General features: G+C 51.9%; 15 protein-coding genes. 9 read left to right on the top strand and 6 right to left on the bottom strand.

Annotated features, from left to right (window positions below; genetic code table 11):
• Window positions 1–192 precede the first annotated feature (192 nt).
• A complete protein-coding gene (locus tag ACINK7_RS20345) occupies window positions 193–1,356 on the bottom strand; it encodes a PilT/PilU family type 4a pilus ATPase (RefSeq protein ID WP_404358168.1) in 1,164 nt (387 codons plus the stop codon).
• Window positions 1,357–1,693: 337 nt separating this feature from the next.
• Here ACINK7_RS20345 and ACINK7_RS20340 point away from each other — a divergent pair, with 337 nt between their 5' ends.
• The 7 genes from ACINK7_RS20340 to ACINK7_RS20310 all read left to right on the top strand — a co-directional run bounded on the left by ACINK7_RS20340 (window position 1,694) and on the right by ACINK7_RS20310 (window position 8,615).
• Window positions 1,694–2,737, top strand: coding sequence for a tRNA (5-methylaminomethyl-2-thiouridylate)-methyltransferase (locus ACINK7_RS20340; protein WP_125218047.1), 1,044 nt, complete (start codon window positions 1,694–1,696; stop codon window positions 2,735–2,737).
• Window positions 2,734–2,961, top strand: a complete 228-nt coding sequence (locus ACINK7_RS20335; protein ID WP_404358166.1) for a sulfurtransferase TusA family protein — start codon at window positions 2,734–2,736, stop codon at window positions 2,959–2,961. Before ACINK7_RS20340 ends, ACINK7_RS20335 begins: the two co-directional genes overlap by 4 nt.
• A complete protein-coding gene (locus tag ACINK7_RS20330; RefSeq protein WP_404358164.1) occupies window positions 2,961–4,103 on the top strand; it encodes a cation diffusion facilitator family transporter in 1,143 nt (380 codons plus the stop codon). Before ACINK7_RS20335 ends, ACINK7_RS20330 begins: the two co-directional genes overlap by 1 nt.
• A 10-nt stretch (window positions 4,104–4,113) precedes the next feature.
• On the top strand, window positions 4,114–5,328 hold the full coding sequence (argJ, locus tag ACINK7_RS20325; protein WP_404358162.1) for a bifunctional glutamate N-acetyltransferase/amino-acid acetyltransferase ArgJ: 1,215 nt from the start codon (window positions 4,114–4,116) through the stop codon (window positions 5,326–5,328).
• 236 nt (window positions 5,329–5,564) lie between these two features.
• Window positions 5,565–6,539, top strand: a complete 975-nt coding sequence (locus tag ACINK7_RS20320; RefSeq protein WP_404358160.1) for a Nudix family hydrolase — start codon at window positions 5,565–5,567, stop codon at window positions 6,537–6,539.
• A 214-nt stretch (window positions 6,540–6,753) separates the two neighbouring features.
• Entirely contained in the window at window positions 6,754–7,995 is a 1,242-nt protein-coding gene (locus ACINK7_RS20315; RefSeq protein ID WP_404358158.1) for a thioredoxin, read from the top strand.
• 197 nt (window positions 7,996–8,192) lie between these two features.
• The gene (locus tag ACINK7_RS20310; protein WP_404358156.1) at window positions 8,193–8,615 is read left to right on the top strand and encodes a hypothetical protein; all 423 of its coding nucleotides are present in this window, start codon (window positions 8,193–8,195) and stop codon (window positions 8,613–8,615) included.
• Window positions 8,616–8,843: 228 nt separating this feature from the next.
• On the opposite strand, the gene ACINK7_RS20305 is transcribed toward ACINK7_RS20310, so the two are convergent.
• The 4 genes from ACINK7_RS20305 to ACINK7_RS20290 form a co-directional block, all read right to left on the bottom strand.
• Window positions 8,844–10,943 carry a glycosyl hydrolase family 57 gene (locus tag ACINK7_RS20305; protein ID WP_404358154.1) on the bottom strand — a complete coding sequence of 700 codons (2,100 nt, stop codon included), beginning with the start codon at window positions 10,941–10,943 and terminating at the stop codon, window positions 8,844–8,846.
• 384 nt (window positions 10,944–11,327) lie between these two features.
• Window positions 11,328–12,347: a M48 family metallopeptidase gene (locus ACINK7_RS20300; RefSeq protein ID WP_404358153.1), complete on the bottom strand. Its 1,020-nt coding sequence runs from the start codon at window positions 12,345–12,347 to the stop codon at window positions 11,328–11,330.
• Window positions 12,344–13,369 (bottom strand): YjgN family protein, encoded by a 1,026-nt coding sequence (locus ACINK7_RS20295; RefSeq protein WP_404358151.1) that lies wholly within the window; start codon window positions 13,367–13,369, stop codon window positions 12,344–12,346. Before ACINK7_RS20295 ends, ACINK7_RS20300 begins: the two co-directional genes overlap by 4 nt.
• A 756-nt stretch (window positions 13,370–14,125) precedes the next feature.
• A complete protein-coding gene (locus ACINK7_RS20290; protein ID WP_404358149.1) occupies window positions 14,126–14,527 on the bottom strand; it encodes a hypothetical protein in 402 nt (133 codons plus the stop codon).
• A gap of 387 nt (window positions 14,528–14,914) precedes the next feature.
• Here ACINK7_RS20290 and ACINK7_RS20285 point away from each other — a divergent pair, with 387 nt between their 5' ends.
• Window positions 14,915–15,778 (top strand): aldo/keto reductase family protein, encoded by an 864-nt coding sequence (locus ACINK7_RS20285; protein WP_404358147.1) that lies wholly within the window; start codon window positions 14,915–14,917, stop codon window positions 15,776–15,778.
• A 684-nt stretch (window positions 15,779–16,462) separates the two neighbouring features.
• The gene (locus tag ACINK7_RS20280) at window positions 16,463–16,810 is read left to right on the top strand and encodes a phenylpyruvate tautomerase MIF-related protein (protein WP_404358145.1); all 348 of its coding nucleotides are present in this window, start codon (window positions 16,463–16,465) and stop codon (window positions 16,808–16,810) included.
• Window positions 16,811–16,828: 18 nt separating this feature from the next.
• On the opposite strand, the gene ACINK7_RS20275 is transcribed toward ACINK7_RS20280, so the two are convergent.
• On the bottom strand, window positions 16,829–17,176 hold the full coding sequence (locus ACINK7_RS20275) for a P-II family nitrogen regulator (protein WP_404358143.1): 348 nt from the start codon (window positions 17,174–17,176) through the stop codon (window positions 16,829–16,831).
• Window positions 17,177–17,316: the final 140 nt, after the last annotated feature.

Here is a 17,316-nt window from a genome sequence, read left to right as displayed (position 1 = left end):
TCGGCTTCCGCCTCTACCCATCCTACGCAAGAGCTTTTATACAGCCGTAATCCAATGCGCCTTAAAAAGCTTGCCATCCATGGCGCTGGATGCCGCCAATCCCTGGCGGAATGAGGGGTTTCCTTTGACTTAATGACATTGACGCAGAGCGAGGAACCATTTGATTATACAAAGGCGGAACCTACGAAATCCTTAGCTTTGCCCCTCTTCCTCCTGATCCTTTTCAATCGCCTCAAGCGAGAATCTTGAAGTCAGTCCGCCAGGCGATTTAGCGACCGCTTCAGTCGCCGAACCCTTGCCTTCGCTGAGGTTGATCTTCAATTTTAAGTTATTCGGCGAGTCGGAGTTTTGCAAAGCTTCTTCGAGCGAAATTTTGCCTTCCTTGAAAAGCTTGAGCAAGTGGCTGTCGAAGGTTTGCATGCCGATATTTTCGGATTTTTCCATCGCTTCCTTGATCGCATGAATTTCGCCTTTATGAATCAAGTCTTTGACCAATTGCGTCCCCAACAAGATTTCAATCGCGGCGACCCGTTTGCCGTCCACGGTAGGAACCAGTCGCTGCGAGACGAAGGCTTTCAAATTCAGCGATAGATCCAGCAATAATTGATTGCGGCGTTCTTCCGGAAAAAAATTGATAATGCGGTCCAGAGCCTGATTGGCGTTGTTGGCGTGCAGCGTCGACAAACATAAATGCCCGGTTTCGGCGAAGGCGAGCGCGTGTTCCATCGTTTCTTGAGAGCGGATTTCGCCGATCAGAATCACGTCCGGTGCCTGGCGTAGCGTGTTTTTCAACGCGTCCTCGTAACTGAGCGTATCGACGCCGACTTCGCGTTGATTGACTAGACAGCGTTTGTGCGGATGAAGGTATTCGATCGGGTCTTCGATCGTGATGATGTGCCCCGACGAATTGCTGTTGCGGTGGTCGATCAGTGCGGCTAGCGAGGTCGATTTGCCGGAACCGGTGCCGCCGACGAATAGAATCAAGCCGCGCTTTTCCATGATCACTTTTTTCAGCACTTCAGGCAGACCTAATTGATCGGCATTCGGTATATCGACCTTGATATTTCGAATGACCAAGGCCAGGTTATTGCGCTGTTTGAAAATATTGATGCGGAAGCGGCCGATGCCGGGTTCGGTGATCGCCAGATTCATTTCCGGGACGTGTTCGAATTCTTTTTGCTGCTCGGCATCCATCAGGTTGTAGGCGATAGCCTTAATGCGTTCGCCGGTCAGTTTTTCGCTTTCGAGCGGTTTCAATGCGCCTTGAAATTTGGCCGCGGCCGGCGCGCCGACCGTTAAGTAAAGATCGGAGCCGTCTTTGCTGACTAGAATTTTTAGATAATCTTTAAAATCCATAATGAATCCATTAGTTTACATGTAGGATGGGTAGAGCTACGAAAGCCACTGTAACAAATCGCAAGTTGGGGCCCTGGGGGCATTGTCTCAAAACCACCCGAGTTCAATAAAGCGATGGGTTTCCGCTCCGCTGCTACCCATCCTACGGCGCCGTAAGTTTGAAAAGCCACTAGTAGGATGGGTAGAGCGGAGCGAAACCCATCATGGAGCCACAGCGCCAAAAATTTGATGATTCATTATTCTAGGTGATAATCACCGAAGTTGAACCCAGTTTAGCCAAGAAATGCGTATAATGACGCAATTTTTAAACAAGCATTTTAAACAAGATAACAGCGTTATGTCCGAACAAAGAAAAGCGGCGGCATTGATTTCCGGTGGATTGGATTCGATGTTGGCCGCTAAAGTGATCATCGAACAAGGGGTGCATGTCGAAGGCATCAATTTTTTCACCGGCTTCTGCGTGGAAGGACACACGCATGCGATTCGCGAACGGGACCGAGCCAAGCCCAAGCGCAATAACTCGTTGTGGGTGGCCGAACAACTCGGCATCAAATTGCATATCGTCGATGTCATCGAGGAATACAAGGATGTGCTGATCAATCCGAAGCACGGTTACGGCAGCAACATGAACCCGTGTCTGGATTGCAAGATTTTCATGGTCAACAAGGCCAAGCAATGGATACAAGAAAACGGCTTCGATTTCATCATTACCGGCGAGGTGATCGGTCAGCGACCGATGTCGCAGCGCAAACAAACGATGCCGATCATCGCGCGCGAATCCGGCGCCGACGATTTGCTGCTTAGGCCTTTATGTGCCAGAAATTTGCCGGAGACACTGCCGGAGCGCGAAGGCTGGGTCGATCGCGCCAAATTGTTCGGCTTTAGCGGACGGTCCAGAAAACCGCAAATGGAATTGGCGCAGCAGTTCGGCTTCGTCGATTATGCGCAGCCGGCCGGCGGCTGTTGTTTTTTGACCGACGAGAGTTATTCGGCGAAATTAGTCGATTTATGGCAAAACCGGGGGACGAAAGACTACGAACTCGACGATGTGATGTTGCTGAAAGTCGGGCGGCATATCCGTCCCAAGTCCAACTTCAAAGTCATCGTCGCGCGCGAGGAAGGCGAGAGCCGTTTTCTCGAAGGCTATAAAAAAGAATTTACCAGTTTGATCAGCAGCAGTCACAGCGGACCGTTGGCGTTGATCGACGGCGAACCGACCGATGAAGATTTGGCCTTGGCCGGACGCATCATTGCACGTTACGGACAAGGGCGCGATGCCGAGCAGGTCGATATTTTGGTTAGAAGTCAAAAAGGTTTGGAACAAACGATTCAGGTGGCTCCGTTCGCGCCGGAGCAAATTGCCGAGGAGTGGTTCGTATGAGCCGGGAAACCCTGAATGCGCGGCGTCTGCTTTGCCCGTTGCCGGTGATACGAACGCAAGACAGGGTCAAACGCATGGCGGCAGGAGAACAATTGGAAGTCATTTGCACCGACCCCGGCGTAATGCAAGACATCCCCGCCTGGTGCCGCATCAATGGACACACGATCCTTGAAACCAAAGCCGAGGACGGCGAATATATTATTGTTCTCGAAGTAGGCGAATAATGATCGAAGCGCGCCAGTCAATCGAGTCCGATCGTCTAAAAGCGAAGGTCAGTATCGTTGCTGCATGGACCAACCTGGCCTTGTCGGTCCTGAAAATCGGCTTCGGTATACTGGGCCAATCGGCGGCCTTGATCGCCGACGGTGTTCATTCCTTATCCGATTTGGCCAGTGATTTACTGGTCATTACCGCGATTAAGCTGGGCGCGCGCGAGGCCGATTTCGATCACCCCTACGGGCATCGGCGTTACGAAACGATCGCGACGGTCGCGCTGGGCGTCGGATTAATGATAGTGGCCGGCGGCATCGCCTATGATGCGATGGAAAGAGTTCGCCAGCCCGAACGCTTGTTGATGCCGGAATTCGAGGCGATGGCGATAGCCGCCTTATCGGTATTGACTAACGAATGGCTCTATCAATATACGAAACGGATTGCCAAGCAAACCCGGTCCAAATTATTACTGGCCAATGCTTGGCATCATCGTAGCGATGCGATATCTTCGATCGTCGTGATCATCGGCGTAGCCGGCGTTTGGGTCGGTTATGAATATGCCGATGCGGTTGCCGCCGCGATCGTCGCCTTGATGATCGCCAAGATCGGTTTAAGTTTGGTGATTCAAAGCGTCAAGGAGTTGGTTGACACCTCATTGCCCGAGTCCTTGATCCGCGAGATACGCAGAGTGATCAAAACGACTCCCGGCGTGCGCGGCATTCATCTGCTCAGAACCCGGCAAATGGGCGAAGATGCCTATATCGACGCGCATATCGTGGTCGATGCCAGAATCAGCGTTTCCGAAGGGCATATGATCGGCGATGCGGTCCGGCAAAATCTGAAAGCCGAATTCGACGACGTGGTCGATGTACTGGTCCATGTCGACCCGGAAGACGACGAATTCATCGACGAGCCGGTCGATGTATTGCGCGCGGATGTGCAGGGTTATTTGCGCGAGTATTTGTCCGAACTATTCGAGGATATCGAAGATTTCAAGATTCATTACCTGGAAGGGACGATCGAAATCGAAGTGATCTTGCCGCATCTGATGAGTAGCCAGCCGGAAAGAATCGAACTAGTTAAACGGCAATGCACGCTGATGGAAGGCGCGTTTCCCAACATTAGTAAAATAAGCGTTTTATTGAAAATTTAAAGGAGTCTATATGGCGGTGGGGCAGGTGGCGTTTCCGGTAATGCACCGGGTTGCCGGGATCGAATTGGGCACGGCGTGCGCGGGCATTAAGCAAACGAAACGCGACGATCTGTTGCTCGTACAAATGCGCGAAGGGTCGACTTGCGCGGCGGTGTTTACACAGAATGCGTTTTGCGCGGCTCCGGTGGTCGTCGCGAAGGAACATTTACAACAGGCCCCGCGTTGGCTGCTGATTAATTCCGGTAACGCCAATGCCGGCACCGGCAAAAGAGGGCTTGACGATGCCTTGTCGACCTGCGCGGACGTGGCTAAACTTGCCGGCGCGGATGCCCGGCAAATCCTGCCGTTTTCGACCGGCGTGATCGGCGAACCGTTGGCCGTCGATAAAATCAAGGCAGTCTTACCGAAGGCCTTTGCCAATCTGGCCGAAGGGCATTGGGAGCAGGCCGCGCGTGCGATCATGACCACCGACACCTTTCCGAAAGGGGCGTCGTGTATCCTCGAAATCGACGGCGAGATGATCACATTGACCGGCATATCCAAAGGCGCGGGCATGATTCAGCCGAACATGGCGACGATGCTGTCTTTCATCGCGACCGATGCCAAAATCGAGCGGAAACTGCTGCAGGCGTGTTTGGCGCGCGCCGCCGAATTATCGTTTAACCGCATTACCGTCGACGGCGATACCTCGACCAACGACGCCTGCGTCTTGATGGCCAGCGGCTGTTCGAAAGTGCCCGAATTGACCGAAGGCAGCCCGGCCTACCAATCCTTTGCCGATGCAGTGTTGAAGATTTGCAAGCAACTCAGCGAAGCGATCGTTCGGGACGGCGAGGGCGCGACTAAGTTGATGCGAATCGTAATAGATCAAGCCTTGGATGATGAAGAGGCCGTGCGCGTCGCCAAGACCATCGCCCATTCGCCGCTGGTCAAGACCGCGTTTTTTGCCAGCGATCCGAATTGGGGGCGCATTCTGGCGGCAGTCGGCAGGGCCGGCGTCGACAACATGGACCTGGAGCGGGTCGATATATATCTGGGCGACGTGTGCATCGTGCGCGGCGGTAGCCGAGCCGAAGACTATACCGAAGCGGCCGGTCAGCGCGTGATGAACGAACCGGAAATTGCCGTAACCGTAACGCTCGGGCGCGGCAGCGCCTCGCAAGAAGTCTTGACCTGCGATTTTTCCTACGACTATGTGCGGATCAATGCGGAGTATCGGACTTAGGGGAAAGGGGAAAGAGGAAAGAGGAAAGAGGAAAGAGGAAAGGAGGCCCGGTGCTCTGTGGGTGCGATTCCAGATTTATCGTTCCCACGCTCCGGCGTCCAGTAAAGCCGTAGGATGGGTAGTAGCGAAGCGGAAACTCATCATGGGAGCACGATAAAAGGTAAGAAAACATTACGGAGCCATTCGAATAGTCCCCGGAGCGTGGAAACCATTTGAAGCATCATCATCAACAACCTATGAAATCGGTTTTAGAAGTCGCGGTCGGCGCGGTTGTCGACCTGCACGGCAAAGTACTGATCGCCAAGCGCCCGGACGATAAACATCAAGGCGGCTTATGGGAATTTCCGGGCGGTAAAATCGAGCCGGGCGAAACGCAGCGTCAAGCATTGGACCGCGAGCTCCATGAAGAACTGGCCATCGACGTTAAAACCGCAACGCCTCTGATCACGATTCATCACGACTACCCGGACCTCAGCGTTAAGCTCAAAGTTTGGCGTGTCGATCGGTTCGAAGGCGCCCCGCATGGCAGAGAAGGACAAGCGGTCGAGTGGGTAGCTCCGACCGATCTTCAAAACTATTCGTTTCCGGCGGCGAATCGTCCGATCGTGACCGCGCTCTGCCTGCCGCCGTTTTATGCCATTCTGGACGACAGCACCCCCTCGGCGTTATTCTCTAACTTACAAACCATTCTTGCCAACGGCATCAAACTGATTCAATTGCGCTTGAAAAAAGTAACGGCCGGCGAAGCGGCGGAATTTATCGCGCGCATCCTTCCTTTATGCCGTCGTCATGGCGCATCGCTCCTGCTCAATTCGGCCGTATCCGGAGTCGAGGCGAGTTGCGTTGACGGCATACATTTAACCGGCAAGGATTTAATGGCGTTACGCGAACGGCCGGACTGTCAAGGTTGGCTAGCCGCCTCTTGCCATAATGAAGCGGAACTGCGCCATGCCGAAACCGTCGGCGTCGATTTTGCCGTCTTGGCGCCGGTATTGCCGACCGCCACGCATCCGGGAGCCCGAATACTCGGTTGGCAAGGCTTTACAGCGCTCGCCGAAACCGCGAATATTCCGGTTTTCGGCTTGGGAGGCTTGACTAAGGACGATCAGGCGCGAGTTCGTGAAGCCGGCGGTCAAGGCGTGGCCGGTATCCGGGCGTTTATCGAAGCGGAAACCCATCCGAGGAGCCCCGCGAACGTCAGGAAAACATAGCGCGGCCGAATCGCTAAAACCGCCCGGCGCGAGGCTCGGCGGCAAAACGAAAAACGATGGGTTTCGGCTTCCGCCTCTACCCATCCTACGCAAGAACGGCGATGCGGGGTGTGCTGTGCGGTAGGATGGGTAGGAGCGAAGCGGAAACCCATCATGACATTCAAAGGCAAAACCAATGCGATTCGAAACCCCACGATTTTTCCTAATAATTTTCTTGCTGACGCTCCTAAGCCAAACGGTTACGGCAAAGACCGATCCTGAGCTCGTCATGGACGTGTTTTGGGGCGAAACCTGCCCTCATTGTCTGGATCAAAAACCCTTTCTGAGCGAATTGGAAGAACGTTATCCGCAATTGCAAATTCGGCAGCATGAAGTATGGCGCAACCGCTTCAACCGGGAACTCTTTCAATTGACCGCGCGAGAACACGGCGTCGAAGCCGGTAGCGTGCCGGCCGTATTTGTCGGCGGCAAGGCCTTTTTCGGCGATGCGCCGTTTATCCGGAAACAAATCGAAGAAGCCGTTAGGGCGGCGCTGAGCCGAAAACGGTCGCCGGACCATGTTTCGACGCAAGCGTCGGCACGGAAGCTTAATGCCTTGCATAAACAGCCATCTCCCACCGCCACCACAATTTCCGTTCCCTGGCTCGGAACCATAGACCTAATACAGCAACCGTTGATATTCAGCACCTTATTGATTGCTTTTGTCGACGGCTTTAACCCATGCTCGCTATGGGTATTGACGCTACTGTTAGGCATGGTGATACATTCAGGCTCCAGAAAACGAATATTGCTGGTCGGCCTGGTGTTCTTGTTCACGACGGCAACTCTCTACGGCGCCTTTGTCGCCGGCGTCTTTAAAGTGCTGAGCTATGTCGCCTATCTAATCTGGGTACAGTGGTTGGTGGCCTTGTTCGCGCTGCTATTCGGTTTGGTCAATGTCAAAGATTATTTTTGGTTTAAAAAAGGCATTTCGTTCACGATATCGGACAAACATAAACCGGGTATCTATCAATCGATAAGAGGCTTGTTGAATCCGGAAAGAAAAGGACTTGCGCTCGCGGGCGCTACCTTCGTTATGGCATCGGGCATTGCATTGGTCGAATTGCCTTGTACTGCAGGCTTTCCGGTGATATGGAGTCAACTGGTCAGATCGCAGCAAGTCGGCACGATAGAATTCTTAGGCTTATTGCTGATTTATCTATTGATCTATCTTTCGATCGAAATCACCATTTTTTTGGCGGCCTTGATAACGCTGAAAAGGCAAAAATTCGAAGAGAAGCACGGTCAAACGCTCAAACTTATCGGCGGCATGATCATGATTGCACTGGGGATCGTCATGATCGTTGCCCCGGATATGATGAACGATCTCACCGGAACCTTAATCGTATTCTCGGCCGCCTTGTTCGCGGCGGCAGTGATCATACTCGTCCAAAAAATGCGAACCGATGCGGAATAAGCCGTTTAGCGATAGGCAGCCAACATTATTTCAAAAGACCCGTCTATAACAATCGTAGATCAAAATTCGGCACCAGGGTGATCGTCAAAGGACGCCGTGAATACTTCCATGTAGGCAAAGCCTTTACCGATCACCCGGCGCCTCCTTAAGCATCGTCGAAATTTGAAGTGCGAAAGGTATAAAACAGGATTGTCGTAATGAATACAATGAAGCCATCATTTAAATACAAACTCATTGCCGCGTCGCTGATGGGGTTCATTGCCTTGATTGCCATTACGCCGTTGTGCGGCTTTCTATTTCAATGCGGCTGTGATTGGCCGTGGCTGGGGTTGGATGCCGGGTGTAATTATCACGATTTGCATGCCAAGCATAAATGCCCGTGGTGCGCTTCTCTGGCGACGGGAGTTTTGTCGACAGTCACGGCAACTTTACTGTCGGTGTTAGCTGTAATGATCGCGCCTGTTCCGCGTTTCTTGCGGTTTGTTAATGAATGGGTTTTAAGGATTTCCTTTGGGTCGGCAATTTTTGCGGGAACCGCTTTGGTAATGGCCGCAATCGCCGCAGTCCGGCAAGATTATCCTTTAGGAGTGGGAAGTTTGTTGTTAAACGCTTCGATCTAACCTTTATCGTTCCCACGCTCCAGCGTCCAGTAAGGCAGTGATGGGTAGGAGCGAAGCGGAAACCCATCATGGTCTCCCGCAAACGGCAGGAAAACGTGACGGACGAGTTTATAAAACCTGTCTGGCGGGAGAGGGAAGTTCGGCGGGAGAAAAACGATGGGTTTCGGCTTCCGCCTCTACCCATCCTACGCAAGAACCACCCAATAGGATGGGGTATTACTAACGATTTCAGGCCAAGTAAATCCTCTCCAATGCGCTGCGCGAGACATTGCCGCAGATATCTTCGGCTTCGATGAAATAACGTACGTCGCCTGCGCCGACCGGTAAGGACGCGGTGCAATAATCGGCCGATACCGAGGCGTTGGTGTGGCTTGGATACGGGCCGTGATTGTGGAGATCCAGGCGTTTCTCGCCGGATCCGGTGCGCAGCACCAATGTCGTGCGCTTCAGGCCGGATAGGTCGTGGATGAAGGTATGCAATGTAGCTTGTCTCGGCGCGGCTTTAAGGCAACCCTGCCCCCAGCAATCGCCGCCCGGGTTTTCCGGCGTTACCCAGGGGGCGAAAATGGTCGGTCCTGTGCTGTTACCGACCTTCTTAACGGCGCCGCCCAGCAATTGCCAACCTTTGTTGGCCGCTTCGGTGACTTGTTTATCCCAGACATCCTGACCGGTCCAGTACCAGTAACAGCTAGTCTCTGCCATAAGCATCAAGCGCGAGGCTTCTTGCAGCGCGGCGTGTTCCGGCGCGCTGTCTTCGATCGTATGCACGAGGTTTTGTAGCGCCGTGAGTGCGGCCCACGAGTTCAGGTCCGGCGAATAGGGTTGGTCGTAGCGGCTGAACCATTTCATGAATTGCGGGTCGCCGTTGTCGGCGCCGCTCCAGGAGCCGGGTTCGATATGCACGGCCTGAGCCGGGTCGGGCGGGAAACGCTGCAGATAATCCTCGCTGGTGGTCAGTTCGAAGCGCGGGTCTTCTTGCAGCCAGCGCACCAGTTCGCCGGTGTTGTGATGATAATAGCTGTCCGCGCCGCCGCCGTGATTATCGCCGTCGGAATGCAGCAGAAAAAAAGGCGGGTGTTTCGGATCGAAGCTGCCGGTGTGAACGATTTGATCGTAGACTTGGCCGAGAACGTCGGGATATTGTAAGGCGCCGAAACCGCCCCGGGCATCTTCGTTGCCGATGTAGCGTTCGGCCGGAATGCCGATGATTTTATGACTCTTGCCGTCCGGGTCTTCGTAGACGATATATTCGGGCCGCATTAGGCTCGGGGAAATTTTCGAGCCGGCCCAGATGTTGTGCAGTTGCAGCCAATCGTCTACCGGCGGGTTGACTTGTTCCGAAACGTTGGGCGGCAGCATGCCTTCGTTGATGCCGGCGTAGGGATAGTCGCGGCAAGCGCGGTAGCGGTGAATGGAATCGTAGATGACCGCTTCGATGCCGGCTTCCCTCAGGGCCGGAATCATACGGACATGGAAGGCGGTTTCCGGTGGGAACAAGACTTTGGAGGCTTCGGCGCCGAAGTGGGCGCGTATCGCGTCTTGATGCCATTGTATGTGGCGCACGATGTTGCGGGCCGGGATCAACGCCATCAACGGATGAAAGTAGCCGAACGCGGAAAAGGCCATGCGGGGATTGCCTAGAGCAGTTTTAGAGCCGGCAATGCCGCGCAGTTCGTTTTTCCAACCCGCGAAACGGCCGCCGCACAAGCCTTGTGTCTCGCAGCGATCGAGTTGTTCGATCAGCGAACCGCTCCAACTGGTCGACAGTCCGGCATGCGGCAAGTCGCCCTCGCCATATTGGCGGACTGCGGCCGGCAAAAAGCCGGTGTAATTGCCGACCCGAGAGCCGAAGATCTCGTCTTTTTCGCCATCCCAATAATCGGGGTCGGCCGCACGATAATAAGGTTGGTGCATATGTTTGTGAATACCGAAGTACACCTTGACGTCGCCTGTAATCTCTATTTTTCGTGCGGGACGGGGCGGCGCGACGAGACGGAAGTCGCGATAGACTTTGATCCAGTCGTCTCCGCCTGCCCGGCTCAAGTCGGCTTGGCGGCAGCCTTCGATCTGTATATTGATGTGGTTTGATGCAAATAAACCGGCCGGTATCTTTGCGGTATAAATATAGCCGTCTTTGTCGTCGGCCCGGCTGCTGATCGCATCATCCTTTATGATTTTTTGCCGGCCTTCGCCATGCAATATCACTTGCGGAAACGGGATTTTGCCGTCGGCGCGAAAGCTGACCTCGAATGATGGGTTTTTTCCCGAGGCATCGCAAGCAAGCGATTCGGGGCAGTTAATATCCGATAGTTTGGAAAAAATACTCATCTTTATGTCCTATTGATTTCAACGAGTGAGAATGACAAAAGTGTATGTCTTCTCAATCAATCTGTCGACTTTGCTGGGCGCTTAAGCGCCCTCTGTGTCAGGATAGTTGTCTTTATTGATTTGCTAAGGATTTAGTCTTAAAGAACTTCCCTATTTAATGTAGGGTTCGGTTGCTCGCTTGACAGGTGTCGGCGGCAGGGAGACGCCGTCAAGCCTACACGGACGTGTTCACCCAGCACCTAAATTCCATAGCCCATTGGCTATGATTAACTATCTTAGATAATTTAGGTGCTGGGTTCACGGCGTCCTGTCAAGCGAGTAACCGAATCCTAGACTATAAGTCCCATAGGTCCGGGAGGTTGTTTGTCGCGAAACCCTAAGAGACTACTTTCGTCGATCGTAAATCGTTCCGATACGTTTGTCTGTCGCTGGGTGACTAGACAGATAATCGAACTCGGGATTCAAACCATGGCTTTGTTCGAGTAGAGTGAGTATCCGGGTGAAATGTTCGATAGGGATGTTTTGCTTGTCGAGTAATTCGACGGCATAGCGGTCGGCTTCCAACTCGAACTGTCTCGAATAGCGAGTTTCGACTAAGAAGGTTGGCAGTGCAACCGATAAGGAGGTGACCGAGGCGATGTCGCCCAGCAATCCTGCCATGAACAATGCGGTCAACGAGTTTTGCAATAAGGATCGTAAGCCGTGTTTGTGTTCGATGTGGCCGATTTCATGCGCCAGTACTGCGAGGATTTGTTCATTGTTTTCGGCTAAGTCCAGCAAATCGTCGGTCAGGATGATGTCGCCGCCCGGTATGGCCAGCGCATTAGCGCCCATTTTTGTGCTGTTTCTGAATAGCAAACGGTAGCGGTGTTCGCGCAGGGTGTGAGCTGTCAATTGTTGTAGTTGCCGGTTTAGTTCCGCCTGGGTGCCTTTGCCGATAGTTGACTCGCTGAATAGCCAGTCATCGAGCTTGATCAACGCTTCTTTTCCGATTTTGTGTTCGACATGAGCGGGTAAACTGTTTGCGACAGTCTTTGCGGCGAGTGGCACGCCGAATTCGATACCGGCCCAAATTGTCGCGGCAGTCAGCAGCAATGCCGCGAATACGTAAGTCCGGTTTTTTTCCAGAGAATGCAATAAGGATTGCGGCTGATTTTTGTTGAAATAGCGGCATACACGGTCGATCGCTGCATTGTCGTCCGTTTCAAGCTTACCCCCGTCCGGTAGAAAAATATTGCGCCGGGTATTGCCGAGACGCGCCGCGATCGAAAGCCGGTCGACTGTGCTTTCCCATTGCAGTGCATCGCTCTGGATCAAGACCTTGCCGGACTCGTAAAAAACCAGGTCGACCGGTGTTTGCACTGATGATTTGCCGTCGTAATAATGAGCCTTGATGCTGATCATAGGCCGATATCGATATCCAGAAAGTCGCCGATTTCCTCGCCGACCGCTTCGGCTTGTTCGGCTTCCGCGGCGATGAACCGATCGAGATCGCCGGTCGAATTCAATGACAGACAAGCGATGCGATAGCGTGCCATTCTAATCTTTGCCCAAGGAATCAATAAACCCAACGAAATAATGATAGCTAGCGCATTCGTGAAATAAAGCCAGCAGATTTTGGCTGTTTCCAGGCGGCTTTCAAATTGTATTTGGGGCAGCGAAGTATGATTGATGGAAAGATTGGTGATTTGGGTATAGACATAGCCATAGACTATCATCAAAAAGGGATAAAACAGCAAAAGTGCCAGAACGGGAATGGCCGGATTGATGAGGCCGTCAGTCAACCCGATTCCTTGCCAAAGGGCATAAGAAAATCCCGCGACCGCGAGCAGAGTGGCCAACAAGATGAGCAACGCCTTTCCGTAGACGGTATAAAATTGACCGGTATTTGCCGTCATTTCGAAGCGACTGATGCCGTAGGCGCTGTTATCGATCACGAATTGTTTTCGGGCTTTGGTGAAATAGGGGTAGGCCAAGCCGAACGTGAATGCGACCAGAATCGGCGAGCCGATGAATACCCATAGCGCTTTGAGATATTCTCCGCTGAAATGAAAACGGATATTGCGGTAAGCCGAATTGTACCAATTAAATTTGAGCGCTTTGATGATGACCCATGGAAAAACCGGAATGAAAAGCAGAATCAAAACCGCCTCGGCTTCCGGGAACAGCGCCGCAATCGCCACATAAATGATCACGAAAGCCAATACCAGCAGACGGCCTTTCAGGATCTTGACCGGGTCGGCCAAGTAATCGAACGGCGCGTTCATTAGATAAGTATTATTGTAAAAATAACGGCGCGTTCTGACTTTGGCCCAGGCCGAGTAGATACCCAGCGTGATGATTGAAAGCAAAATATTGACGATCCAAATTTTAAAAAACTCGCCGGCATTGCCGTGAAATTCGAAGGGATGATGGTTGGTTTGCATGGTTTTTCCTGTGTTCGAACGATATACCTAACGTTCATGAAGGCCTGGCCATCGCCCCGGCAAATGAAAGCTCTCCGTTGGGGAGGGTGCGGTCACTCGCCCGACAGGACGCCGTGAACCCAGCACCTAAATTATCCAAGATAGTTAACCATAGCCAATGAGCTATGGAATTCATCCAGCACCTAAATTAGCCATAATATTAAACATAGCCAATGGGCTATGGAATTTAGGTGCTGGATTTAGGTGCTGGGTGAATACGTCCATGTAGGCTCGACGACGGCTGTCCCTGCCGCCGACGCCTGTCGATCGAGCAACCGCCCCCTCTCCGGAACCGGCATTGCCAGAACGGAGTTTTGCATATCGAAAAATTAGATAATGAATCCAAATTTACGATCTTTCACAGTAAAAAGAGCAGTTGACATGTGTTGTAGACCGTTCGTGCTGAGCTAAGTCGAAGCATGAAGGGTCTACAACACTTTCACCGTGTTTGTGAAGCCTCAAACTGCTCTTTTTAGGATATAGGCTATTCAGCCGGATTATACCTTTCGCACTTCAAATTTCGGCAGTGCCGGAGGAGGCCTCGGGGTGCTCGGTAAAGGCTTTGCCAGCATGGAGCTGGCATAGAGCCTACATGGACGTATTCACGGCGTCCTTTGACGGGCGCCCCGAGGCCGAATTTTCATCTACGATGAGTATAAAGTCGTACTCAGGCTTAAAGATAGTCCTATTTCTTCAAAAGTGGAAAAAACGCTTTGGTTAATCATCGTCTTCAAGCAATTCGATACCGATTCTGCTTCGATGCACGCAGTCGGCGTAGACATCGTCGGCATTCGATAAGCCGCGCGCTTCCAAATAACACTGGCGCGAAACTGTTAAATAGTTTTCTAAATCGACTTTAGGCGTTTTGTGTCCGGCAAAACGCATGCAGTTCGTAAAGGCGCCGGCATTGTATATCACGGGTATTTCAACCTCGGTCATACCGCCCCCGGTCGGCACTTTTATGCGCTCCATGTGCATCGAAGTTTTGAAGCAATTCGAGGCATCGATGAAATAACCTCGATTGTTTTCTAGGGGGCCGGTTTGGGTTAATGTACCAGAGCAACTTTGTAAAATAATCATCGCTATCGGCAAGGCTGCTTTTTTAAAGCTGAGCATCATTTTAATTGGGGTAAAAGGGGTGACAGGTTATTATCAAGCCGAAATATGACAATTAAATGAATCGGCAATTTAGTTGGATCAAAACGATTTATGATTGACCATTCGAAGAGTTTCGTTGAGTTCTTGATTATCAAGGTAATCAATATTTAATAAATATACCCATCGCAGATCAAAATTCGGCACCGGGGTGCCCGTCAAAGGACGCCGTGAATAACATCCCTGTAGGCTCTATGCCAGCTCCATGCTGACAAAGCCTTAGCCGAGCACTCCGGTGCCTCCTAAGACACTGCCGAAATTTGAGGTGCGAAAGGTATAAGAGCTCATTTCTTCGTTCGGTAATGTATGGTCTGTTGTTAAACGGTTTTTAAAATTTAACGGGGGCGGGATATGAGTGAAGATGTTCGAATGGGGCCGGTGCGTTTGATTCAAGGCATTGAAGTCCCGAGTTTTTTCTATGGGACGGCCTGGAAGGAAGAGCGGACCGAGGCATTGGTCTCGGCAGCGATCGAAGCCGGTTTTCGGGCCATCGATACTGCGAATCAGCGGCGGCATTATTACGAAGAGGGCGTCGGTCATGCGCTAAACAAGGTATTGGAAGCGAACCGATTAAAACGCGGCCAGCTTTTTCTGCAAAGCAAGTTTACCTTTGCGGCAAGTCAAGATCATCGGCTTCCTTACGATCCCGATGCGGATTACGCCACGCAAGTCGAGCTATCATTCAACAGCTCGTTGCAGCACCTGGGCACCGATTATCTGGATTCCTACATCTTGCATGGGCCTTCGCTAAGTCGGGGTTTGACCGAAGCGGATCGCGAAGTATGGCGAGCGATGGAGCGGCTTTGCAAAGCCGGTTCGGTGCGATTAATCGGCGTTTCGAATATCAGCGAGGATCAATTAAGGCTCTTGATTGAATTTGCCGAGATCAAGCCGGCATTCGTGCAAAACCGATGCTTTGCGCGTACGCAATGGGATGCCGAGGTTCGCCGGTTGTGCATTGAGCACGGCATCGTTTATCAGGGTTTTTCGTTGTTGACGGCAAACGCTTCCGAATTGAACCGCCCTGTCATGGACCAGCTTGCCAAGCGACACGGCTGTACCAAGGCGCAGGCCGTGTTTCGTTTCGCGTTGCAGCTCGGTATGATTCCGTTGACCGGCACGAGTGATCCGGAGCACATGAAACAAGATTTATCGGTATATGATTTCGTGTTCAGTGCAGATGAAATAGCTATGATGGAAAATGTTTCTGCTTGAATCGATGATTTTCTCGTTTCCTCGCTCCAGCGTGGGAACGTATACCAATCTTATTACGGCAGCCAAGGTATGGATTCCCGCGGAGGGCTGTGGGAACCAGAAAAATCTTAGCTAATGAGGTCTCGATGCCATATTAATGTCACTTAACACTCTCGGCCTTCCCTCAGCTAACGCTAGGTGAGGGAGGATCAGGGGATCGCTCCCACAGCGCTTGCATTCCTCTGTGGGAGCGACGCCTTCGTCGCGACTATCGAAGCCGTTAATGCAAAAACACCAATAGTCTTGCCGGACGACACGGCAATCTGACGCTCAGTCGCTGCTTTTTGCACGATAGGTATATTTACTCCCTTTTGATTGAAAAACCGTCTAAGAATAAAAGGTATGGGATGTGTCTATCGAGGACCTCCGTGAACCCATCCATGGGGGCTTGACGGCAGCGTTCGAGCGCCAGGGATGGCGTGAATGCAGATTTTGCATTACGCCAGGGATGGCGTGTATTAGGGCAATGCAGGAGCAATTGCCGAGGAGCAAAAATCTGCCCTGCTGCCGACATCCTCGCTAGCCACACCCCATACCTTCATAAAGTTAGCTAATTTTTGATTATAAAGGGAGTAATACCGGTGAGCGCAGAGAGGAAACCATTTGGGGATGTTATTTTTTACCGTATCTTAAGAGGAAATTGTTATGCCTTTTCTAAAACTCAATACCAATACCCCCATTGACGATGAAAAATCTTCGTCATTACTGGCCGAAATGTCGCAACTGATGGCCAAAGAGACCGGTAAGTCGGAGCGCTATGTCATGGTCGAACTGGTTTCCGGCAAGCCGATGTTGTTCGGCGGCAGCGATAAGCCCTTGGCATATCTCGAGTGTAAAAGTATCGGTTTGAGCTGCGCGCAGGCACGTTCGTTGTCGGCATCGTTGAGCCGCTTATTAGAAAAGGAGTTGGCGATTCCGCCCGACCGAGTCTATATCGAATTCAGTAATTGCCCGGCCGAATTATGGGGATGGAACGGTTCAACATTTGGCTGAGAGGATGAGCAGCGCTCTTTAGCTAGTCGGTTTTAGTTTTTCTAGTTCTTTGATATGCTCGCTGAGGCCCAAGGCCTTGTCGACATCGAGTTGTATTGCAATGCCGGTGCCCAAGCTTTCATCGAGATTGCCGGCCTCAGCAACGGCTTTCAGAACGCAATCGGCGCGCCTTTCCTCGGCCAAAATCAGCACGACGGCTCTCGGGTGTAATATTTCCAGACCGAAAATACCGACAACTTTTTCCAGTCCTTGGCCTAAGGCTTTATTGATGATCGTCGCGCCCGTCGCTCCGGCGTCTCTGGAAGCGTCAAGAACTTGTTCGGTTTTGTCTTCATCGACAAAGACCATGATGAGCTTGAAGCGCATAAATCTCCTGATCGCAAGGGCTGATTTTGGGTTAAATACTGCTTTGTAGGCTTATTTATACCTAAACAGTCTCAAGCCGGCAAGTAACGCAAGCGTATTTTACGGCACTTCGATATAATACCGCGATTTTACCCTGTTTC

The sequence above is a fragment of the Methylotuvimicrobium sp. KM1 genome (assembly GCF_044788715.1).
Classification (GTDB): Bacteria; Pseudomonadota; Gammaproteobacteria; order Methylococcales; family Methylomonadaceae; genus Methylotuvimicrobium.
The sequence above is the reverse complement of the archived record's forward strand: the minus strand, read 5'-3'. Positions and strand labels throughout refer to the sequence as shown.